This window comes from Neisseria lactamica, assembly GCF_901482445.1.
Taxonomy (GTDB): Bacteria; Pseudomonadota; Gammaproteobacteria; order Burkholderiales; family Neisseriaceae; genus Neisseria; species Neisseria lactamica.
In genome coordinates this window covers 775412-798860 of record NZ_LR590477.1, presented here as the reverse complement: position 1 = coordinate 798860, position 23449 = coordinate 775412, and the positions used below count along the sequence as shown (strand labels likewise).

At 51.8% G+C, this 23449-nt stretch carries 12 protein-coding genes, 1 other RNA gene and 1 pseudogene; 12 read left to right on the top strand and 2 right to left on the bottom strand.

The genetic code is table 11. The features are described 5' to 3' along the window. Nucleotides 1-163: 163 nt before the first annotated feature. From greA to FGL10_RS04205, 3 genes are all read left to right on the top strand, one after another. Nucleotides 164-640 (top strand): transcription elongation factor GreA, encoded by a 477-nt coding sequence (gene greA / locus FGL10_RS04215; protein ID WP_003709053.1) that lies wholly within the window; start codon nucleotides 164-166, stop codon nucleotides 638-640. Nucleotides 641-775: 135 nt separating this feature from the next. Continuing rightward, nucleotides 776-919 carry a hypothetical protein gene (locus tag FGL10_RS04210; RefSeq protein ID WP_003712341.1) on the top strand — a complete coding sequence of 48 codons (144 nt, stop codon included), beginning with the start codon at nucleotides 776-778 and terminating at the stop codon, nucleotides 917-919. A 173-nt stretch (nucleotides 920-1092) separates the two neighbouring features. Further along, nucleotides 1093-1272 carry a hypothetical protein gene (locus FGL10_RS04205; protein WP_003712339.1) on the top strand — a complete coding sequence of 60 codons (180 nt, stop codon included), beginning with the start codon at nucleotides 1093-1095 and terminating at the stop codon, nucleotides 1270-1272. Nucleotides 1273-1398: 126 nt separating this feature from the next. Here FGL10_RS04205 and FGL10_RS04200 read toward each other — a convergent pair whose 3' ends face one another. Continuing rightward, the gene (locus tag FGL10_RS04200; protein ID WP_003709060.1) at nucleotides 1399-2400 is read right to left on the bottom strand and encodes a tRNA dihydrouridine synthase; all 1002 of its coding nucleotides are present in this window, start codon (nucleotides 2398-2400) and stop codon (nucleotides 1399-1401) included. Nucleotides 2401-2629: 229 nt separating this feature from the next. Beyond that, nucleotides 2630-6463: a DUF3683 domain-containing protein gene (locus FGL10_RS04190; RefSeq protein ID WP_036470691.1), complete on the bottom strand. Its 3834-nt coding sequence runs from the start codon at nucleotides 6461-6463 to the stop codon at nucleotides 2630-2632. A gap of 143 nt (nucleotides 6464-6606) precedes the next feature. Between FGL10_RS04190 and FGL10_RS04185 the strand changes: the two genes are divergently transcribed. The 9 genes and pseudogenes from FGL10_RS04185 to FGL10_RS04140 form a co-directional block, all read left to right on the top strand. Next, on the top strand, nucleotides 6607-7260 hold the full coding sequence (locus FGL10_RS04185; protein WP_003710196.1) for an IS1595 family transposase: 654 nt from the start codon (nucleotides 6607-6609) through the stop codon (nucleotides 7258-7260). Nucleotides 7261-7446: 186 nt separating this feature from the next. Beyond that, an RNA gene (ffs, locus tag FGL10_RS04180) (signal recognition particle sRNA small type) lies at nucleotides 7447-7543 on the top strand. A 220-nt stretch (nucleotides 7544-7763) separates the two neighbouring features. Next, nucleotides 7764-8183 (top strand): hypothetical protein, encoded by a 420-nt coding sequence (locus tag FGL10_RS04175; RefSeq protein ID WP_003707690.1) that lies wholly within the window; start codon nucleotides 7764-7766, stop codon nucleotides 8181-8183. Nucleotides 8184-8279: 96 nt separating this feature from the next. Then, entirely contained in the window at nucleotides 8280-9971 is a 1692-nt protein-coding gene (gene dld, locus FGL10_RS04170) for a D-lactate dehydrogenase (RefSeq protein ID WP_003707692.1), read from the top strand. A gap of 190 nt (nucleotides 9972-10161) precedes the next feature. Beyond that, nucleotides 10162-10533 carry a DUF2628 domain-containing protein gene (locus FGL10_RS04165; protein ID WP_002213703.1) on the top strand — a complete coding sequence of 124 codons (372 nt, stop codon included), beginning with the start codon at nucleotides 10162-10164 and terminating at the stop codon, nucleotides 10531-10533. Nucleotides 10534-10682: 149 nt separating this feature from the next. Further along, a complete protein-coding gene (locus FGL10_RS04160; protein ID WP_003707696.1) occupies nucleotides 10683-11231 on the top strand; it encodes a carboxymuconolactone decarboxylase family protein in 549 nt (182 codons plus the stop codon). A 133-nt stretch (nucleotides 11232-11364) separates the two neighbouring features. Beyond that, nucleotides 11365-12456, top strand: coding sequence for an acyl-CoA dehydrogenase family protein (locus FGL10_RS04155; RefSeq protein WP_003707698.1), 1092 nt, complete (start codon nucleotides 11365-11367; stop codon nucleotides 12454-12456). A 468-nt stretch (nucleotides 12457-12924) separates the two neighbouring features. Next, a complete protein-coding gene (locus tag FGL10_RS04145; protein WP_002217326.1) occupies nucleotides 12925-13095 on the top strand; it encodes a rubredoxin in 171 nt (56 codons plus the stop codon). Nucleotides 13096-13383: 288 nt separating this feature from the next. Then, a pseudogene (locus tag FGL10_RS04140) lies at nucleotides 13384-23148 on the top strand (YadA-like family protein); the annotation flags it as partial. Between the last annotated feature and the right edge of the window lie 301 nt (nucleotides 23149-23449).

Below are 23449 nucleotides of genomic sequence, written 5' to 3'. Positions count from 1 at the left end.
TTCATAGAATTTGGTAGAATAGCCGCTGTTCAACGACAGACAAGCCGCCGATTTTCCGGGCGGCTTGTATTTTTATTTTAATATCCGGACGCACAAAGCAAGACGGTACGCGGTATGTTTGCTGCCGCAAACCGGTGTGCCGGAATATGGAGAAAAAAGACCGATGCAAAAAATCCCCCTGACCGTACGCGGTGCGGAATTGCTGAAACAGGAATTGCAGCAGCTCAAAAGCGTGGCGCGCCCCGAAGTGATCGAAGCGATTGCCGAAGCCAGATCGCACGGCGATTTGTCCGAAAACGCCGAATACGAAGCCGCCAAAGAACGCCAAGGCTTTATCGAGGGCCGCATTTCCGAGTTGGAACACAAACTTTCCGTTGCCCATATCATCAATCCCACCGAAATCCACGCCGAAGGAAAAATCGTGTTCGGTACGACGGTTACGTTGGAAGATTTGGAAACGGAAGAACACGTTACCTACCAAATTGTCGGCGAAGACGAAGCGGACATCAAACAGGGCAAAATCTATGTCGGCTCTCCGATTGCCCGCGCCTTAATCGGCAAGGAAGAAGGCGATACGGCGGAAGTTCAAGCCCCGGGCGGCGTACGCGAATACGACATTATCGAAGTTCAATATATTTGATCCGGCGGTAAAATGCCGTCTGAAGCCCTGATTGGGCTTCAGACGGCATTTCGCATACGGCTTTCCTTTTCAGGTCCGGATTAAACATGCTATATTCCTGAATCTTTCAAACCGTTTTCCAAATGAGGTAAGGAAATGAGCGAAACCGCTAAAATCAAAGTCAACGACCTGCCCGAAAATGCAGAAAAACCAAACGAAGAAGTCGAACTGCCCGTTGTCGATAACGACAAAAAAGGCGGACACGGCGAAGGCGGCTGCTGCGGCGCGTGCGGCGGCTGATACGTTTCTCGGCAAAGCAGGGGCATCTGAAAAGTTTTGCAAAATTTTCAGGTGTCCTTTTTTGTTTTCAAAGTAAATGAATGAAATACTGCGGTCAGAAGATTTATTTGCCCGTGCGCTTGTGATAAATTCGGCACTGTATTTGATATGATTTTAACAAATCGGGAGGGGCAATGTTTTGGTATGTAATCGGCTTTTTCGCCTTTGTCGTCGCGCTGCTGTCGCTGTGGGTTAATGCCGGCGCGTTCGGTATGCAGGAAGACGATACCCCGCAATCGGATTATGAAAGGCGTTTGGGCTTGGGTGCGAAGCTGAAAAACAAAAATCCGGATACGGACGAAAAACGGCAATAAAGACAGCAAATGCCGTCTGAAAGGTTTTCAGACGGCATTTGCTTTGAAGCGGATATAGTGGATTAACAAAAATCAGGACAAGGCGAGGCAACGCCGTACCGGTTTTTGTTAATCCACTATACATATTCAAGTATTCATTTCTCGCTCAAATGCAGCCAAGATGTTCCGAACTTCGTCCGCATCTTTGACGGTGCGGATGCGGTCGAACAGATTTTGTGCCGCTGCAAATTCTTTCTTCATCATACCCAGCCACTGTTTCAGCCGCGCCGGCGGATATTTGTTGTTTGCCTCTTTTGCCAGGCATAAATCGAAAAAGAGCCGTATCCATTTGGAAATTTCGGCAAAATCGCTATCCCTTACGCTCAAACCGCTTTCATACTGCTTGATTTGGCGCGCCAAATCCGGGCGGATGACCGCGCCGCGCCCCAGCATCACGCTGTTGCAGCCGCTGGCGGTTTTGATGCCGATATAGTCCTGCAGGCTGAAAACGTCGCCGTTGGCGGTAACGGGAATATTGACGGCATCTCGGATTTTTTTTATCCATTCCCAATGCGCCGGCGGTTCGTAACCCTCGGCTTTGGTGCGCGCGTGTACGGTCAGTCCGCACGCGCCTCCTTCGGCAATCGCACAGGCGCATTCCAAAGCCCGGCTTTTGTCCTCATAGCCGAGCCGCATTTTTGCGGTGAGCGGAATATGTGCGGGCAAACGTTCGCGCAGCGTTTTGACGATGTGGAATATCAGTTGCGGCTCTTTTAAAAGGATTGCGCCGCCTTTGTGTTTGTTGACTGTCGGAGCGGGGCAACCGAAGTTCAAATCGATTTTGTCCGCACCGAAGCGGACGGCTTCCAGCGCATTCGCCGCCATATTGTCCGCATCGCTGCCCAGAAGTTGGACGGTGCAGGGCGTGCCGACGGGCGTTTTGTTCCCGTTGGCGATTTCGGGGACGTATTTTAACCAAGTGGCGCGGGAATGCACGGTATGGGTAATGCGTACAAATTCGCTGACGCATTCGTCGTAGCCGCCTATCCGTGTCAGCAGGTCGCGCATCACATCGTCTACCAGCCCTTGCATCGGGGCAAGGATAATTCGGGTTTTTTGTTCGGGTTTGTTTGTTTGTCCGTCAATCATGATTTGGGTAGGTATAGTGGATTAACAAAAACCAGTACGGTGTTGCCTCGCCTTAGCTCAAAGAGAACGATTCTCTAAGGTGCTGAAGCACCAAGTGAATCGGTTCCGTACTATTTGTACTGTCTGCGGCTTCGTCGCCTTGTCCTGATTTTTGTTGATCCACTATATTTGGTTCAAACGATGCCGTCTGAAGGCTCTCGGCGTTCAGACGGCATTTCCGCGTCCGTTGTTACAGCAGTACTTTTTCCACGCCGCCGTTGTTGGCTTTTTTCACAAACTCGTCCAGCCAGTTTTCGCCGAGGATGTGTTTTGCCATTTCGATAACGATGTAGTCGGCAGGCATATTGTTGTCGTCGGCGTAGCGGCTCAAGCCTTGCAGGCAGGCGGGGCAGGAGGTGAGCATTTTGACAGGTTCGCCCTGCGGCAGCTCTTTGAGGTTTTTCTCGATTTCCTCTTGTTTGCGGAACTTGACCTGAGTGGCGATGTCGGGGCGTTTGACGGCGAACATACCGGACTCGCCGCAGCAGCGGTCGCTTAAAACAACTTTCTGTCCCATCAGGCTGCTTGCCATTTGGGTGGCGTTCATGGTTTTGATGGGCGTGTGGCAGGGGTCGTGGTAGAGGTATTGCTGACCTTTCACGCCGTTCAGTTTCACGCCTTTTTCGAGTAGGTATTCGTGGATGTCGATGATGCGGCAGCCGGGGAAGATTTCCTCGAAGCGGTATTTTTCGAGCTGGTCATAACAAGTGCCGCAACTGACGACGACGGTTTTGATGTCGAGGTAGTTGAGGGTGTTCGCCATGCGGTGGAAGGCGACGCGGTTGTTGGTGCTCATTTCTTCGGCTTTTGCCTTATTGCCGCCTGCGTCTTGCGGATAGCCGCAGCACATATAGCCGGGCGGCAGGACGGTTTGTACGCCGACGTGCCAGAGCATGGCTTGGACGGCAAGCCCGATTTGGCTGAACAGGCGTTCCGAACCGCAGCCCGGGAAGTAGAACACGGCCTCGGCATCTTCCGGCGCGGCGGGGTTGCGGATGATGGGGATGCTTTTGCCGTCTTCGATGCCCAATAAGGAGCGCGGTGTTTTGGCGGGTACGTTTTTGGGCAGGGGGCGGTTGATGAAATGGATAACCTGTTCTTTAATCGGGGCTTTGCCGACGGTTGCCTTGGGTTCGGCTTTTTGCTTTTTAGTGCCGATCGGAAGAAGCTTGCCGATTTTGTAGGCAAAGTTCTGAGCTGGGAAGCCGGTCTGTATCATCGCGGCGCGAAGGGCTTTGATGGTTTTCGGGCCGGTGGCGTTTAGGAATGCCATACCCATTGAAGCTGCAGGCGCAAAGCGTTTGTGGCCGGAATCGGCAAGGTAGTTGCGGACGGCTACGGTTACGTCGCCGAAGTCGATGTTGACGGGGCAGGGTTTGACGCAGCGGTGGCACACGGTGCAGTGGTCGCCGATGTCCATCAGTTCTTCAAAATGTTTGACGGAAACGCCGCGCCGGGTTTGCTCTTCATATAAGAATGCTTCGGTCAACAGCCCTACGCCGAGGATTTTGTTGCGCGGGCTGTACAGCAGGTTGGCGCGCGGAACGTGGGTGGAGCAGACGGGTTTGCATTTGCCGCAGCGCAGGCAGTCTTTGACGGAATCGGCAATCGTGCCGAGGTCTGATTTTTCCATAATCAGCGATTCCGCGCCCAAAAGCTCGAAAGACGGCGTATAGGCGTTGCGTAAGTCCGAGCCTTTCATCAGTTTGTGGCGGTTGAAGGTGTGTTTGGGATCGACTTGGTTTTTGTAGTCCCAAAACGGCTGCATTTCTTCGTCGCTTAAAAATTCGAGCTTGGTAATGCCGATGCCGTGTTCGCCCGAAATCACGCCGCCGAGCGAACGGGCGATTTTCATAATGCGTTCGACCGAACGGTAGGCCGTCTGAAGCATTTCGGCATCGTCTGAATTGACGGGGATATTGGTATGGACGTTACCGTCGCCGGCGTGCATATGCAGGGCGACGAAGACGCGGCTGCGTACGGTTTTGGCGTGGATTTTGCCCAAGCCTTCGATGATTTTGGTGTCGGTTTTGCCGCTGAAGATTTCGGCGAGCGGCTTCATTACGTCCTCTTTGACGGACACGCGCAGACGGAAGTCGCGGAATGCGGTGAAACAGCTCTCGTCGTCTTTGGCTTCGGGCGCGGCGTGGACGGCTGCGCCGTAGCGTGCTTTATAGTCGGCAAGCGGCGTGTCGAGATTGGCAAGCAACCATTCCCAACGCGCTTTGACGGCGGAAACGTGGGCCAGGGCGTGTTTGCCGCGTTCGCCCAACAGTTCGGCGGTCGGCAGGTCAGTGCCCATTTTGTCGATGGGGAGTTTGCCCGAAAGATATTGCTCCAAGGCGGCACAGAGTTTGAGCTTGTTTTGGATGGAAAGCTCGATGTTGATGCGTTCGATGCCGTCTGAATACTCACCGAGTTTTTCAAGCGGGATTACCACGTCTTCGTTAATTTTAAAGGCGTTGGTGTGCTTGGCGATGGCGGCGGTGCGGCTGCGGTCGAGCCAAAAGGTTTTGCGCGCTTCGGGAGACACGGCGATAAAGCCTTCGCCGTCGCGGGCGCGGGCAAGTTCGCAGATGTGTTCGGCGGCTGCCTGTACGGCGGCTTCGTCGTCTGAAACGACATCCGCCAGCAAGACCATTTTCGGCCGTCCTTTACCCGCCGCTTTGGTGGCGTAGCCGACGGCACGGACATAACGCCAGTCCAAATGTTCCAAACCTGCCAGCCGCACGCTGTCGTGGGCGAGCAGGAAATCGCGGATTTCGACGATAGAAGGCGTAGCGGTGGCAACCGTGCCGAAAAACTCCATACACACGGTGCGCGTGTATTTCGGCATTTTATGCAACACGAAGGCAACGCTGGTGATGATGCCGTCTGTACCTTCTTTTTGCACACCGGGCAGGCCGCTCAAGAATTTGTCGGTAACGTCTTTGCCCAAACCGACTTTGCGAAATTTGTGGCCGGGAATTTCCAAACGTTCGGTTTTAACGATATTGAGGCCGTCTGAATCCAGCGTGTGAACGTCGAACACGGCGGTTTCTTCGTCGTGGATTTTGCCGAAATTATGGCGCACGCGCTCGATGCGCAGCCATTCGCCTTGAGGGTTGACCATCTGCCAGTAGGCGAGGTTGTCCAACGCCGTCCCCCACAGCACGGCTTTTTTACCGCCCGCGTTCATCGCTACATTACCGCCCACGCAGGACGCGTCGGCAGAAGTCGGATCGACGGCGAACACCAAACCTGCCTGATGCGCGGTTTCTTCCACCCGCCGCGTAACCACGCCCGCGCCGCACCGGATAATCGGATGCTTGCCGTCCAAGCCCGCCAGCTCGACAAACTCCACGCCGCGATGTTTGTCCAGCTTTTCCGTATTGATGACCGCGCTCATTGCGTCCAAAGGAAGCGCGCCGCCGGTATAACCCGTGCCGCCGCCGCGCGGAATAATGACCAAATCCAGCTCGATTAAGGCGCGCACCAAAGGCGCGATTTCCGCCTCCGTGTCGGGATTGACGACGACAAACGGATACTCCACGCGCCAGTCGGTTGCATCGGTAACGTGCGTTACCCGCGCCAGCCCGTCGAACATAATATTGTGCGGCTTGGTGATTTTGCTCAAACGCTCCAAAATCTGCCGCCGTTTTTGGCTGGTTTCATCAAAACTGCTATCAAAACGCTCGACTGCTTTTTCTGCTGCGGCAACCAACACATCCACTTGCCGATTATCGTCGCGGCGTTTGCGGATTTCATTTAAGCGGTGGCGCATTTCACGTACCAGCGCGGCGCGGCGTTTCGGATGCTCCAGCAAATCATCAACCAGATACGGATTGCGCACGACCACCCAAATATCGCCCAATACTTCAAACAGCATTCGTGCCGAACGCCCGGTTTTACGCTGTCCGCGCAGGTCTTGCAGGATTTGCCACGCTTCGTCGCCCAATAATCGGATGACGATTTCGCGGTCGGTGTAGGAAGTATAGTTGTAGGGAATTTCCCGAATACGCTGCGGGGCGGTAGTCGTGGTCATGGTGTGTCCGTGTTTGGCAGTTTTTATTTGAATGCCGTCTGAAAAGTCGGTTTCAGGCGGGTTTGAAAAGGCGATAATGTAGTTCAATTTTTGATATTTTTCAAGGGGCTGTACTAGATTAGCAGATATGTTACCCTCAAAGTATGAAGATAACACACTGCAAATTAAAGAAAAAAGTACAGAAAGAACTGCTCCGTTTTTTTGTGCTGGAAGTTACCGCCCGTTCTGCCGCCGATATTTTGGGTATCCATCCCAATTCGGCAGCACTGTTCTACCGTAAAATCCGCACGGTTATCAATTATCATTTGGCCTTGGCTGCCGATGAGGTTTTTGAGGGCCCTGTCGAGCTGGACGAAAGCTATTTCGGCGGACGGCGTAAAGGCAGACGTGGTCGCGGTGCGGCAGGAAAAGTGGTTGTCTTCGGCATTCTGAAACGCAACGGACGGGTCTATACCGTTATCGTAGATAATGCCAAGTCTGAAACGTTACTCCCTGTCATCAAAAAGAAAATCATGCCGGACAGTATTGTTTATACCGATAGTCTGAGCAGCTACGACAAGTTGGACGTGAGCGGTTTTATCCATTACCGTATCAACCATTCCAAGGAATTTGCAGACCGTCAAAACCACATTAACGGCATTGAGAACTTTTGGAATCAGTCAAAACGCGTCTTGCGAAAATACAACGGAATCGATCGTAAATCTTTCCCGCTGTTCTTGAAAGAATGCGAATTTCGATTTAACTTCGGCACACCGTCCCGGCAGCTAAAAATTCTACGGGATTGGTGTGGAATTTAGGGCTAATCTAGTACAGCCCCTTTTTCAATGCCGAAACAGGAAATACCCTTATAGAAACAAAATAACGCTTTGAGAAATTGTTGACAATATTATCGGATGATAAGTTTCAGATGCCGTTTCCGGCGTATGACCGCATCAAAACGGTTGAGTTTTTCCCAAAAACCGCTATAATGTGCGGCTTCTTGAGGCGGGTCTCCCCGCATGGCAAATCGGAACACCGGGTCAGGGGCGGAAGCCAGCAGCCCACTCCGATGCACCAGTGCCGGGGGTTTGGCCCGCCGCCCTATTTGAAACGCCGGAGCTTCGATGTTCCGGCGTTCCCGTATTGCACCGATGCCGTCTGAAAGCCGTTCAGACGGCATTTCCTTTACTTTGCCATAACGCATCATTACAATGTATCCATACAGGCCAATGAAGAACCGGCTTCATAAAAATGAAGTATGGTTCAATTTCAAGTTTATGACGAACAGGGCAGTTTGATTAAAGACTAAAGGAGTAGGCAAATGAAAAAACTTCTAATGATAACCCTCACCGGTATGCTTGCAGCTTGCGCAACAGGTGTCAATGTCGGCCGGCTGATGGTTGAAATGCCGCAGGGAGAACGTTCTGTTGTCGTGCAGGTTCCCGCGACAAATAACCCGCTTTCCGATGCGGTGGCTGTCGGAATGATTAAAACATCCGGCTCGCCTTCGGCATCAAATATGATTGAAATGCTCGGCGCGGACAATATCAACGTCGGCGTGGCGGGAAGCAGCCAAATGCTTAATAAGGCGACCGCACTTTATTCCTTAAACCATGCAAAGAAAGTCGGAAACAATGTCAGTGTCTATATGATGGGCGACAGCGAAAGCGACAAGGCTGATTTGGAAAACGCAGCAAATGCCAAAAATATTAAATTACATTATTTCTTTAACCAAAAATAATTTGCAGCGTGCAACTTGTCGCACCAAAATATCCAAATTGAACATACGGCGGCGTACCGGGATTTGCGCCGCCGCTTATCCCGATAGGAGAGTACCGTGAACGCCTCGCAATTAATCAGCAGCCTGACCCAAACCGTAGGCGAAAAATACATCATCACCGACCCCGCGAAAACCGAACAATACCGCCAGGGCTACCGCTTCGGCGAGGGTAAGGCGTTGGCGGTAGTGCGCCCCGGAAGCATTTTGGAAATGTGGAAAATTTTGCAGGCTTGCGTCGAAGCGGACGTGATTGTGATTACGCAGGCGGCGAATACCGGTTTGACCGGCGGCTCGACCCCCGACGGCAACGATTACGACCGCGACATCGTGATTGTGAACACTATGCGGATGAACATCATCCAAACCATCAACAACAACGAACAAGTCGTCTGCCTGCCCGGCTCGACCCTGAACCAGCTTGAATTGCTGCTGAAACCTTTGGGGCGCGAACCGCATTCGGTCATCGGCTCATCCTGTATCGGCGCGTCCGTCTTGGGCGGTGTGTGCAACAACTCCGGCGGCGCATTGGTGCAGCGCGGTCCGGCCTACACCGAAATGGCGTTGTTCGCCCAAATCAACGAAGAGGGCAAACTGGAGCTGGTCAACCACTTGGGCATAGACTTGGGCGACACGCCCGAAGAAATCCTGACCAACCTGCAAGGTCATCATTATCAAAACAAAGACATCAAACAAGACGCGGGCAAAGGACACGACCACGCCTATTGCGAACACGTCCGCCAAGTGGACGAACCGACTGCCGCGCGTTTCAACGCCGACCCCGCCCGCCATTACGAAGCCTCGGGTTGCGCGGGCAAACTGATGGTTTTTGCCGTCCGTTTGGACACCTTTCCGCAAGAAAAACAAACCGCCGTGTTCTACATCGGCACGAACGACATCAATGAACTGACCGACATCCGCCGCGCCGCCTTGGGCGAATTTGAAAGCCTGCCTGTTTCCGGCGAATACATCCACCGCCACGCTTTCGATATTGCCGACGTGTACGGCAAAGATACGTTTTACGTCATCAAAAAATTCGGTACGCACCAACTGCCGAAATTATTTGACTTGAAGGCGCGCGTGGACAGGTTCGGCAAAAAAGCCAGCTTCCTGCCCAAACATTTTTCCGACAAGGCCATGCAGTTCGTCAGCAAATTCCTGCCCGACCACCTGCCCAAATCCATGCGCGATTACCGCGACAAATACGAACACCACCTGATTCTGAAAATGGGCGGGAAAGGCGTGGATGAGGCGCGCGCATTCTTAAAAGAATATTTTTCACACCACGGCGGCGCGTTTTTCGAGTGCAACGCCGAAGAAACCCAAGCCGCGATGCTGCACCGTTTCGCCGTCGCCTCCGCCGCCATCCGCTACCGCGCCGTGCATGACGACGAAGTGGAAGATTTGGTCGCGCTGGATATCGCCCTGCGCCGCGACGACCGCGACTGGTTTGAAAAACTGCCGCCGGAAATCGACAATAAAATCATCCACAAGCTCTACTACGGACATTTCATGTGCCACGTTTTCCATCAGGATTACATCATCAAAAAAGGCAACGACTGCATGGCATTGGAACACGAAATGCTGCATCTCTTGGATCAACGCGGCGCGCAATATCCCGCCGAACACAACGTCGGCCATTTGTATGAAGCCAAACCCGCGCTCAAACAGTTTTACCGCAAACTCGACCCGACCAACAGCTTCAACCCGGGTATCGGTAAAACCAGCAAAAAGAAAAACTGGGCGGAATAAGCGCATCCGCTTTGAAGGCAGGCAATGCCGTCTGAAGGCAAAACACCGTTCAGACGGCATTGTCGGGTTTGAAGTTCCCCGTCGGGTAATCGCTTTCAAGCCGTATGCCGGCACGCGGGCGCGCGTCTCACAAATAAAGTCTGATCCTACCGCCCCCAAAGGGCAGGGTTTCAACCGAAAAGGAAACACGATGAAACCATACAAAATCTACACCCATCCCGCCCTGCCGCCCCAAGCCGTCAAACAAGGCTGGTCGTGGCCGGGCCTTTTGTTCGGCACGTTGTGGGCGTGTTTCAAGAGAATGTGGGGTTTGGGGCTGGGGCTGACGGGCGCGATATTCGTGCTGGCGGTGTTTGCCCAACTGGTTTACGGCGACACGCCCGCCACAGACTCGGCGTTTAATGTATTGGGCTTGGCGGTTTCCGTCTGGTTCGGCGCAAAGGGCAACAGCCTTTATGCGCGCCACCTTTTATCGCGCGGCTATACCGAATTGCCCGAAACGGTTGAGGCAGCCAACCCCCAAGCCGCATTGGCGCAATATTTCGGGCGCGGGGGCAGGTAGGCGCGTTTCCCCGCTATGCCGTCTGAAAGGCTTCAGACGGCATTTCTTATAACTTTTCGTTTGCAGCACATAACCAATCAGTCTTTCCCATTTCATTCCGAAATGCGTACTATGCGCCCGTCCCCAATATTTGCGAACAAGGAAAGAAAATGGCACGTTTAACCGTACACACCCTCGAAACCGCCCCCGAAGCCGCCAAAGCGCGCGTAGAGACCGTACTTCAAAACAACGGCTTTATCCCCAACCTTATCGGCGTATTGGCAAACGCCCCCGAAGCTTTGGCGTTTTACCAAGAAGTCGGCAAGCTCAACGCCGCCAACAGCCTGACCGCCGGCGAAGTCGAAGTCATCCAGATCATCGCTGCCCGTACCAACCAATGCGGTTTCTGCGTGGCAGGACACACCAAGCTGGCGACTCTGAAAAAACTCCTGTCCGAACAGTCCGTCAAAGCCTCCCGCGATTTGGATGCAGGCGCGTTTGACGATGCCAAACTCGGCGCGCTCGCCGCCTTCACCCAAGCCGTAATGGCGAAAAAAGGCGCGGTATCCGATGCCGAACTCAAAGCATTTTTCGATGCGGGCTACAACCAGCAGCAGGCAGTCGAAGTCGTAATGGGCGTAGCCTTGGCAACCCTGTGCAACTACGTCAACAACCTCGCCCAAACCGAAATCAACCCCGAATTGCAGGCTTACGCCTGATACGGCAAACCGCCCGAATATCGGGCGGTTTTTCAAAAACACCCCCTCAAACAAAAACAAGCCGCCAAGCGGCAGGGAAGCAGCCGCGCATCAGGCGCGCCCCCGATTCCCCCGCAAACCTTAAGGAACAAAGATGAACGCCCAAACCCTGATTGCCAACGTTGCCGAACTCGTCAAAACCAAGCTCAAACCCATAGTGGACGACATCGACCGCAAAGGATATTACCCCGAAGCATTTATGCGCGAACTCGGCGCAATCGGCGGATTCGGCGCAGTCGGCACAGAAGCCGAAGGCGGCAACGGCTTGGGGCTTGCCGCACAAATCGCCGTCTTGCGCGAAATCGGCAAAGAATGCGGCGCAACCTCTTTCAGTGCGTGGTGTCAGGCGGCTTGCGCGTGGTATCTGCACCAAACGCCCAACCGGGCCGTCAAAGACAAATACCTCGCCGACATCCTGCAAGGCAAAGTATTGGCGGGCACCGGAATGTCCAATACCGTCAAACACCTTGCCGGCATCGAAAAACACAACCTCCAAGCCGAACGCGTGGAGGGCGGTTATACAGTCAACGGCGCGTTGCCGTGGGTGTCCAACATCGGCGAAGACCACATTTGGGCGAATACCGCCCAAATCGGCGACGGTTACGTTATGTTTATCACCGGCGGACAATGGGAAGGCGTAAGCCTGCAAAACTGCCCCGAATTTTGCGCCCTTGAAGGCACGCGCACCTTCAGCCTGAACTTCAAAGACGTATTTATCCCCGACGAAGACATCATCGCCGCGCCCGAACAGTTTGCCGACTACATCCAAAGCATCAAAGCAGGCTTTATCCTCCTGCAAATCGGCATCGGCGCGGGCGTGATAGACGGCAGCCTCGGCATCATCCGCCTCGCCAACGTCGTCAACGCCGAAGTCAACAGCTATCTCGACGACGGCTACGACAGCCTCAAAGCAAGGTTGGACGGCGCGTGGGCAGAAACCGAACGGCTCGCCGGCTTGGCTTGGAGCGGCACGCCCGACAACCTCGCCACCCTCAAGCTGCGCGAAGCCGCCGCCGTACTGGCCCTTGCCGCCGCCCAATCCGCCGCCCTGCATTCCGGCGCAAAAGGCTACCTGATGCGCAGTCCCGCCCAAAGGCGCGTCCGCGAAGCAATGTTTGTCGCCATCGTAACCCCCGCGATCAAACACCTGCGCAAAGAAATAGCGGCAATCGAAGCCGCAAAATAAACAGGCGGAAAAAACCGAAACCCTCACCGCGTCATTCCCGCGAAAGCGGGAATCCAGCCCCCAACGCAACAGGAATCCATCGGAAAAAACAGAAACCCTCAAACCGTCATTCCCGCAAAAGCGGGAATCCAGCCCCCTAACGCAACAGGAATCCATCGGAAAAACCGAAACCTCCAAACCGTCATTCCCACGGAAGTGGGAATCCAGTAATCGAAAAACCACAGGAATCTATCGAAAAAAAACAACCCCAAAAAAACCGGGCGGATACCTCACCATCCTCCCAAACCCTGATTTATAGCGGATGAACAAAAATCAGGGCAAGGCGGCGAAGCCGCAGACAGTACAAATAGTACGAAACCGATTCACTTGGTGCTTGAGCACCTTAGAGAATCGTTCTCTTTGAGCTAAGGCGAGGCAACGCCGTACCGGTTTTTGTTCATCCGCTATACAAAAAACAAGGAAACACAAATGGCGCAATATATGTGCGGCCCCTGCGGCTGGATTTACGATGAAGAACACGGCGACCCCGAACACGGCATCGCCCCCGGAACAAAGTTTGAAGACATCCCCGACGACTGGAAATGCCCCGAATGCGGTGTAGGCAAAGAAGATTTCTACCTGTTGGATTTCGTGATATAGCGGCAGCCGCACCCTTAGGGAAAACCCCGTCATCCGGCGTTCCGCCTGCGGCGGCAGGGAACGCCGTTTTATCCCTTTCAGCCCGCCAAGCCGTGTTGCACAGATGCGACACGGCTTTTTTCTTTTTATTGTCCAAATGTAAATTTTCGTCAAAAACATTCAAAAATCCCCCCCCCCCCGCATTTGAGTAAAAAAGTGTAATGCGTTCAATTATAGGGGAATATTGGCAATTAGAGAGATTCTCCTAACCGGGTTTCTACAATACAATGGGACTATCAATAATTGTGTATGGTCGTTTGCTGCCCGGCAGCTGGAAGCATCAAAAGCGCGGGCGGCGTATTGCAAACAGAGAGAATCAATGAACAAAATTTTCCGTGTCATTTACAGCAGGTAACCCAATCTTGGGTGGCAGTATCCGAATTAACCAAAGCACACAAAAAACAAAGCTCATCAAGTGCCAAAAAAAGTGCGTCCGGCTCTTCAGCGAACCTTATTAAATCTTCAGCCATCGCATTATCGCTATTAAGCGGTAGTGCGGCTTATGCGGCTGCTGAGACTGCTGCAAGTGGGTTGATTCAGATTAATTCAACAAAAGGGATGGCTACTGCAACAGGTAGCGACTCTATTGCTATTGGTAAAGATTCTAAGGCAATGGGAAATAATAATTCACTTGCTATTGGTTATCGTGCACAAGCAACAGGAAACGATGGAGCATTAGCAATAGGTGGAGACTCAAAAGCCAGTGGAAAAAGCAATATAGCCTTAGGTTATCAAGCGCAAGCAGATAAAAATTTTGCTGTAGCTATCGGTAGTGGTGCTAGTGCTCAACAATATAATAATGCTGTAGCTATTGGTGCAAACGCACAAGCAAATGGTGCTACATCGTTGGCATTGGGAATGGGATCGAAAGCTACAGGTCACGATAGTTATGCCATAGGCTATGGAAGTGATGCCATTGGAACTACATCAATAGCGTTTGGTCGACAAAGTAAAGCAAGTAAAGACTATGATATTGTTTTGGGTTCAGAAGCTAATACTCGAAATGTAGGTAAAGGTTATAGTATTGCCATTGGTGTTGGTGCTGTGTCGGGAAGTAACCAGGCTGTGAAAAATCTCAATGGTAATGATTCAGGCGGTGTAGCTATTGGTACTGGTGCTTATACTGGGGTAAATAAAAATAATATTTCTTTAAACTCTTCTGTTGCAGTAGGGGCCGGTGCCGGTGCTGGATACCGCAAGGTGGATACAGATGGATTCCCGACGGACAATAGTACTGATGCGGATACTAATGTGAAAGTATTGGCGAAAGCCTTTGGTGGCACTACCAATACACTAGATTATTTCAAAAATTCAGGAAAGGCCGATAAGGAGGGATTCTTTTCGTTTCAAGGCGTAAATATTAATGAAGCCACAGCCTTAGGTCGTAATGCCCGTGCTATTGGGGACCAATCCGTAGCCATTGGCGCGCAATCCGTAGCAGGTCAGGGCTCTATCGTGATCGGTGGTAATGATATTCAAGCCTATGACAACAAGAAATATTTTAAAGCCTTGAATCCTGATAGCGAAGATGCCAAAGGCGTGAATGATTTTGACGCTGAGACAACGCCTGGCACAGGAAAAAATGGTAACCCGATTACGATTAGGGACAAATATAAAGAACTAGTAGGCGCAACATTAGATAACAGCTATCGTTCTAGCTATGGTCAAGATGGTTCTACTGTCATCGGTATGCAGGCTCACTCTACCACCCCGTTGGGCGTGGCGATTGGTACGAACTCAATCGTTAGAAAAGGTGCTTTTGGTGCCACAGCGATCGGTTCTGGGGCGTCCGTATTCGCGAATGCGGAGGCTGCGGTAGCCATTGGTATGGGTTCGCAAGCGCAAGGTAATTATGCGGTGGCTGCAGGTACGGGGGCGAAGGCAGAAGAATCTGCCGTAGCCGCTGGTTATCAGGCAAATGCTGATAAATCTGCTGTGGCTGTTGGTGATAGTTCTAAGGCGGCAACCTCTTCTGTTGCGGTCGGTCAAGGTGCAGTATCGGAACAAGTGTCCGACATTGCCATCGGTCAAGGGGCGAAGGCTAAAGGTGAACAGGGTGCGATTGCGATGGGCTTGGGCACTATTGCACAAGGGCACTCATCTATTATGATTGGCGGGTCGGATATTAGCACGGCTGCGAATCAAGTTGTGGAATATAGCAGAGAAAAAGTAACGAAGGATGGCACACCTGAACTATACGATGGCAAAATTACGGAAGTAATCAATGGTAAGACTGTTACTCGTACCATCAAATTAGTGAAAACCGAAACGGTGGCGGGGGAAAAGCTTTCCGATGCGTACCGCGAAATCACTGGCTATCGCCTGAGTACCGACTCCTTAGATTACAGCAGCTCAGACAACAAAAATGGTCATGCCTCTATCTCGATGGGGATTCACTCTCTTTCTAAAGGAGCGATGGGCGTAGCGATTGGTACGGGTGCACGGGCAGATGCACTTGGTTCAATGGCATTGGGTACGGGTGCGCACGCCGGCATGCAAAATTCGGTGGCGATTGGTACGGGTGCCGTGGCTGATGAGGTGAGCAAAGGTACACGTCAAACGGATATTTCTTACGATGAAGATGGCAACGTGGTTGAAACCGGTTCGGCGAAGGCAAAATACACCTTCAGATGGGCGGGTGGTATTAACACGTCTGAAGGGGATGTGGTTTCCTTTGGTACACCGGGTGCGGAACGCCAGTTGAAAAACGTGGCGGCAGGTCGTGTGGCGGAAGATTCCACCGATGCGGTCAATGGTTCGCAGTTAAATGCGATCACCCGTTCACTTTCTCAAACCATTACTAACGGTTGGCAAGTGGGCGGCAATAATAAATTCCGCTTGTCTAACATTGGTAGCAATGGCCGTGTGAATTTCCTAGATGGCTTGGGCACAGCGGTTAATATTGCTGAAATTAATCAAGCAGAAGACACAAAGGGCAATAAGCTGGTCAAAATTGGGAGTGATTTCTATAAGGCAAGCGATTTTACCGATGGTAAGTTGAATGCTGGTGCACAAAAAGTGTCTGCTGCGGAGATTAAAAAACAACCGGCAGGTGCAAATGTTACATTTGATGTAAAAGAAGTGAACAGCACCTTGTCGGTTTCCCCTGTTGGTTTGAAAGTTACCACGGGGGAAGTGACGGCAAATCCTGATGGTACGATGAAGACGCCAAACAACACCACCAAAGCAAACAATGCAACGGTTACAACAGCGATGAATGCTGCTGAAACGGCATTGGTTGCCAGCCAAAAAGAATGGCGTGAGAAAAACGATGCGTATCAACAAACAGAATTAGCGTATTTGGCAGCGGATACTGCCTTAACCAAAGGAAAAGAGGCAGTTGAAGCAATACAAGCCGATATTGCAACAACACAGCAAGAGTTACAGGCAGCACAAAGCATATTAGCAACAGACAAAGCCGCACTTGCAAGAGCACAGGCGGATGTAGCTAGCAACCCAAGTGACGTTACAAAACAAAGTGTACTGCATAAAGCCAACGAGAAGGTAGAAAGCACTCAGTTTGTTGTGGATCAACGCACGCAAAAATTGGCTCACCAACAGGCAACATTGACAGAGCGTCAAACCCAAGTGTCTGTGTTAGAACAAGAAAAAAATAAAGCCGAGACAGTACGCAATACGGCAAAAGATGCTTATGATGTGGCAAATAGCGATTTAAACAAGAAAAAAGAGGAATTTGATACTGCGAAGAAAGCCTTCGTTGCCGCCGGAGCAAACCAAATTGCCACCGTACAAAACGTGGCGGATTCTATCAACGCAAGCGGTTGGACATTACAACAAGGTACAACCGACAAAGATCTCGTTCACCCGGGTGATAAAGTCGCATTTGTGGATGGGAATGGTACGACTGTAACGGTGACAACGGATGCAGGGGGAAAACGTAGCGAAATCAAGTTTGATATTGATAAAGCCGATTTGACGACAACTGCTGGCAAGGTGGTTGCACCGGATGTTAAGGCATTAAAAGAGGCAGTAACAGAAGCGGAGAGAGAGGCGACTGCTAACCCAACAGATATAGCGAAACAAAAAGCATTAACGGATGCGAAAGCGGCGTTAGCGAAGGAAGAGAACAAGGTTGTTACGGCTCAAAATGTAGCGGAAGCGATTAATGAAGTCTATTGGAAAGCGGTGGCTTCAGGCAATGGCGAAAATGGTACGGAAGACAATGTGAAAGCCGGCACCAAAGTTACTTTTGATGCAGGCAAAAACATTGAAATCGATCACAGCACAGCGAATAAATTTACCTTTAAAACAGTAGATAATCCTGTGTTTACAACCGTTCAGATCGGTAACAACGGCCCGAAAATCACCAACGATGGTGATAACTTAAAAGTTACTAACGCGGATGGCACAAGCCCGACCAAAATCACCAACGTAGCTAACGGTAGCGATGGCAACGATGCTGTAAACGTAAGCCAATTAAAAGCAAGCGGTTGGAAAGTTGCAGGAAATGCCAAAACTGAAGTTGACACCATCAATCCAAGCGAGCAAGTGAATTTCTTGGATGGTAGTGGCACAACCGTAACTATTGAAAAAGATAAAGGTGCAAACGGCAAAGAAAACGGCAACGTCAACGTGAAATACGATGTGAAGTTGGGTAACGGTCTGGATAAGGACACTGGCGGCAACATTACCGTCAAACCTGCCGACAAATCGATTACCGTGTCTTCAAACGGCATTAAGGTCAATACCGACAATAAAACAATCACTGTCGGCACAGACGGCACAGTGAAGGCTGTTACAGGAACGATAGAAACGGTTACAGATAAGAATAAAGCCACTGGTGAAAAAGTTGGTCAAGTACGTCCTGCTGAAGCTGATAAAGGCAAGCTGGCGACAGTCGATGCGGTGGCAAGTGCCGTCAACTCTGCAAAATGGATGGCTAAAGCGACCAACACAAATACAGAGATTACGGATACGGATAAAACCAATGACACAACAGGCGAAGGTATTGCCGCAGGCGATGAAGTAACCTTTACGGCAGGCAAAAACCTGCGTGTCAAACGTGATGGTAAAAACTTCACCTTTGCAACGGATAAAGACGTATCGTTTGATTCTGTGAAAGTGGGCGCAGAGGACACGGCGGCAAACGGCAAAAAACCGGTCAGCCTGACAACCGAAGCGGCAACAACTGCCGATAATAATCAGACAGCCCCGACGACGGCGTTGAATATCAGCAGCGGTACAGGCACAGATGCGAAACCGACGCAGATTACAGGCGTGGGTTCGGTGTTGAAGACAACAACGGTTACAAGCGCACCGGACGGCACCACGCCGGCAAACCAACCGAAATTAGTTAATTTAGGAACAGCTCACGGTCAAACAGAATTAGACAATAACATACTAAACTCTGCCGCCACTGTGCGCGATTTGGCAAATATGGGCTGGAAAGTTTCGTCAGATAAAGCGACTGGTGCAGAAGATAAGTCATACAACGATGTTGTGAGAAATGCGGACGAAGTGAAATTTGTCGGCACAAACGCCGCCAAAGTATCGGGTAAAACCGAGAACGGCGTGCGCACCATTACCGTTGATGTGGAAGTGCCTGATGTTAAAACTGCCAAGCTGGTTTCAAGCACCGACGGTTCTGTGATTGCGCCGTCAACTGATTCCAAACTTCAAGACGCATTAAAAACTGCGAAAGACGAGTTGGTCGCATTGCCTAAAGATGCGACAGATGAACAGAAGAAAGAGGCTGAGAAAAAAGTCAAAGATGCCGAAACGGCATTAAATAAGGCTTTGGATGATAAAGGCGTTGCCACGGCTAAAAACGTTGCGGATATGATCAACAATTCCGGCTTTACGCTGAAAACTTCCGCCGCTGCCGACGGCAAGAAAGATACCGCATCGGCAGGCAGCGAAGTCATCAAGTCGGGCAAAACCGTTGAAATGGTCGCGGGTAAAAACTTAACCGTGAAACAGGAAGCGGACGGTAAAGTAATTTACAGCCTGAATCCTGAATTAATTAACCTGACCAGTGCAGAGTTTAAAGGCACAGGCAAAAATGCGCCGACCACCAAACTTACCAATGCAGGCATAACCATTACTTCGGCAACTGCAGGCAAGCAACCCGTTTCATTGACCGAAAACGGCTTAAACAACGGCGGCAATACGATTACCAATGTAGCCGGCAACCTTGACGGCGCGAAAACCGGTACGGACGCGCCGACAACTTCAGCAACAAAACCGACCGCACTTACCGAAACCAATGCGGCAACCGTAGGCGATGTATTGAATGCAGGTTGGAACATCCAAGAAAAAGGCGCGCCAAAAGATTTTGTCAAAGCCTACGATACCGTAAACTTCGACGAAGGCAACGGCACGAGCGTATCCGTCGGCGTATCCAAAGACGGCAAAATATCGACCGTGAAATACAGCGTCAAAGCTGCCGACAAATCTTTGGAAGTCGGCGCAAACGGCGTGAATGTCAAGGTTTCAGACGGCATTGAGACCACGACGGACGGTATTGCCGTGAAAGCCGCCGATAAAACGCTTACGGTCGGCAAAGACGGCGTAAAAGTCAATACAGGCGCGATTGCCGCAGCAAATGGAGGCGAAGACCAAACCATCAATCGCGGCAAGGTAACCGTTACTCCAAAAACCAAGGCAGACGGCACGACGGAAACACAGGCGGAGGCAGAAACCCGCGCCGCTTCCGAAATTGCCACAGTGAAAAACGTTGCGGATGCAATCAACAGCGCGGCGTGGATTGCCAAAGTGGAAAATACGGACGACAGCGTGGACACGCCGACCAAAAACGATAAAGGCACGGCGGTCAAGGCGGGCGACACGTTGAACCTGAAAGCGGGCAAAAACCTGCGTGTCAAACGCGACGACGGCAACATTACCTTTGCCTTGGCGAAGGACATTACGGTTGAAACCGCCAATGTGGAAAACACGCTGAGCATCGGCAAAGATGGGGCGAAAGTCAATATCGCAAGTGGTGCGAACGGTCTGACCCTCGCCGGTACGGAAACCGCCGCCGACGGCTCGATAAACAACAAAGCACCGGTCTATCTGAACGGTATCAAGCCGACCCTGCACGACACCTTGGCGGGCAGCCCGACCACGAACATTACCGCCAACATTAATGCCGCCGATTATCACCGCGCCGCCAGCGTTCAAGATGTGTTAAATGCCGGCTGGAACATCCGGGGCGCGAAACAGGCGGGCGGCGAGGTCGAAAACGTCGATTTCGTCCGCACCTACGACACCGTGGACTTTGTCAGCGGCAATAAGGCGACGACGGATGTTACCGTTGTTGCCAAAGAAGGCGGCAAAGGCGCAGTCGTTACCATTACCGCCATAAACGAAGCCGGCAGCATCACGACGACGGACGGCAAGGTTGTCGTCGGCACAAACGGAAAGGCAAGCACCGACCCTAAAGCAGGGGACAAAGTGGCAAAAACCGGCGATGTGGCAAACGCCATCAATCAGTCGGGATGGAAAACCAATGCGACCAAAATCGACGGCAAGGCGGCAACCGACGCAAACAAAACCCAATTGATCAACCCGGGCGATGCCGTCAATTACGAAAACGGCAACGGCACGGTTGCCAATGTGGAAGTTAAGCAAGGCAAGGACGGTAACCCCGATACCGTCAGCGTGAAATACGATGTCAAAGCCGATGGCACGACCATCAAAGTGGGCGACGACGGCAAAGTTACAGCTGTAACGGGCGAAACCGAAGCCGTAACCGCCGATGCAAACGGCAAGAAAAAAGGGCAGCTTAAAGCCAAAGACGGCGACGGAAGCAAGCTCGCCACGGTGGAAAGCGTCGCCAATGCCGTCAACAGCGCGAAATGGTATGCGAAGGCGGACAACGACCAAACCGCCACTGTCAGCGATAAGGGTAAAACCACCAACGACGATGGCGCAGAGATGGGCGCGGGCGACGCGTTGACGCTGACGGCAGGCAAAAACCTGCGCGTCAAACGTGACGGTAAAAACTTCACGTTTGCCACCGTCGAAAAACCGGAATTTGAAGGCGTAACTCTGAAAAAAGGCGGCAACACCGTCAATATCGCGCCGACTGCAAACGGTTTGGACTTAAGCAAACAACCCGCTGCGGCAGGTGGTGCGGCTCAACCGGTGAGTATTACAGGCGTAACTAGCGGTTTAGCGACTTATCCTCAAGTTGGCAACAAAGATACGCCACAAACAGGCTTGGTTGATTTAAGCAAACCGGCTACAGGCACTCCGACAGTGGGCGACAATACCGCCGCCACCGTGGGCGACTTGCGCGGTATGGGCTGGGTGCTTTCTGCCGATAAGAAAACAGACAATCCCGCCGAGACTTACAACGCGCAGGTAAAAAATGCCGAAGAAGTGAAATTCGTGGGCGCGTCGGGCGTTACCGTTTCCGGTAAAACGGAGGGCAATGTCCGCACCATTACGGTGGGCGTGGATCACCAGCTTGCGACGAACAATTCGGTCAAACCCGTGGAATATACCAAGAAAGACGGAACAAAAGTCTATCCGAAAACCGTAACCAATGGCGGCAAGACGGAAACCAAGTTTTATCCGAATGCCGACGGTACGGGAGACGAAGTGCCGGCAGGCGACGTAATCGTTTCGGTCAACGGCGCGAACGGCACGACATCTCCGACCACTTTGTCGAATGTCAAATCAAACCTCCCTGAAACACGCAACACGGCGGATGCCGGCAATCCGGCAAGCAAATCGCAATCCGCCCCGACAATCGGTACGGCGGACGGCAATGTGAATGCGAACAACGCCGCCACTGTGGGCGACATCTTAAACAGCGGCTGGAACCTGAAGGGCAACGGAAACGCGGTTGATTTTGTCAGGGCGTATGACACCGTGAACTTTGTAAACGGCAAGGGAACGACGGTCAGCATCGAAACCGACGGCAAGGAAAGCCGGGTGAAGGTGGATGTGGATACGGGTGTAATCACTGCGGAAACCAAAGACGGTAAAGCTACGGGTAAAGTTGCAGGTCCGGTTGCTAATGCTGCGGATTTATCGAAAGCAATCAAAGATGCTCAAGATGAATTGGCGAAAGCAGGAGATGAACAGGCTAAGAAAGCGGCTCAAACTAAACTTGATACTGCAAATAAAGCGGCAGATGAGGCAGGTTTGAACAAAGTGGCAACTGCCCAAAATGTTGCGGATATGATTAACAATTCCGGCTTTACGCTGAAAACTTCCGCCACTGTCGCCGCCGACAATCTGACTGCCGACAATACCCTGAAGAACGACGGGGAAGTCATCAATCCGGGTAAAACCGTTGAGATGGTTGCAGGTAAAAATCTGACCGTGAAACAGGATGCGGGCGGCAAAGTCACTTATGCGACCAAAGACGATGTTGAGTTTGCAACCGTGAAAATCGGTAAAGATGAAGACGGTAAAAAACCGGTCAGCCTGACGACGGAAAAAGCCGTAAACGCAAGCAACAACGAAACAGGAAAAGAACCGGAAACGGCACTGAAAATCTCTTCAGACGGCAAACCAGCCCAACTTGTCGGCGTGGCATCGGTGTTGAATACAAGCGAAGTAAGCACCAAACCGAACGGCGATAAAAAGGCGGACGGTAAGCCGGCAGAGTCGAAAACGGAAAAACTGATTGATTTGGCAGGTACAAAAGCTGCACCGGTGAACAAGAACGCCGCCGCAACCGTAGGCGATTTGCAAAATATGGGCTGGGTGGTATCGACCAAAGACGGCAACGGCTACACCGATGTCGTGAAGAACGCCAACAAGGTCGACTTCAAAGGCGGCAACGGCATTGAGGTGCGCGGAAGCACCGCCGCCGACGGCACACGTGTGATTACCGTGTCTGCCAAAGAAGGCAAGGTTACCAACAAAGTCGAGATAACCAAAAACGACGGCTCGAAAGTTCACGCGGTCATCATTGACGGCAAATACTATGAGCGCGATGAAAACGGGAAACCGAAGACGGATACGGAAATTCCCGCTGCGGATATTAAAGCGGCAGACAATGGCGGCTCGGGTTTTGTAACCGGCAATACGGTCGCCAATGCAATCAACAAATCCGGCTGGAACGTTGGATTGGCAGAAAAAGCCAAAGCGGATGCGGCATTCGGCGACAGCAAATACGCGCTGGATGCGGGCAAGCCGGAAAAAGTGAATCCTGACGACAATGTACACTTTGCCAACGGCAACAATACCGTCGTTAAAGCGGCAACGGTTGAGGAAGTCGACAAAGACGGTAAGACTGTAACCAACACCTACATCAGAGTAGATGCCGAGTTGCCGATAAGCCAGATTTCCGCTGTCGATGAAAACGGCAATAAAGTGGTTAAAGATGCAGACG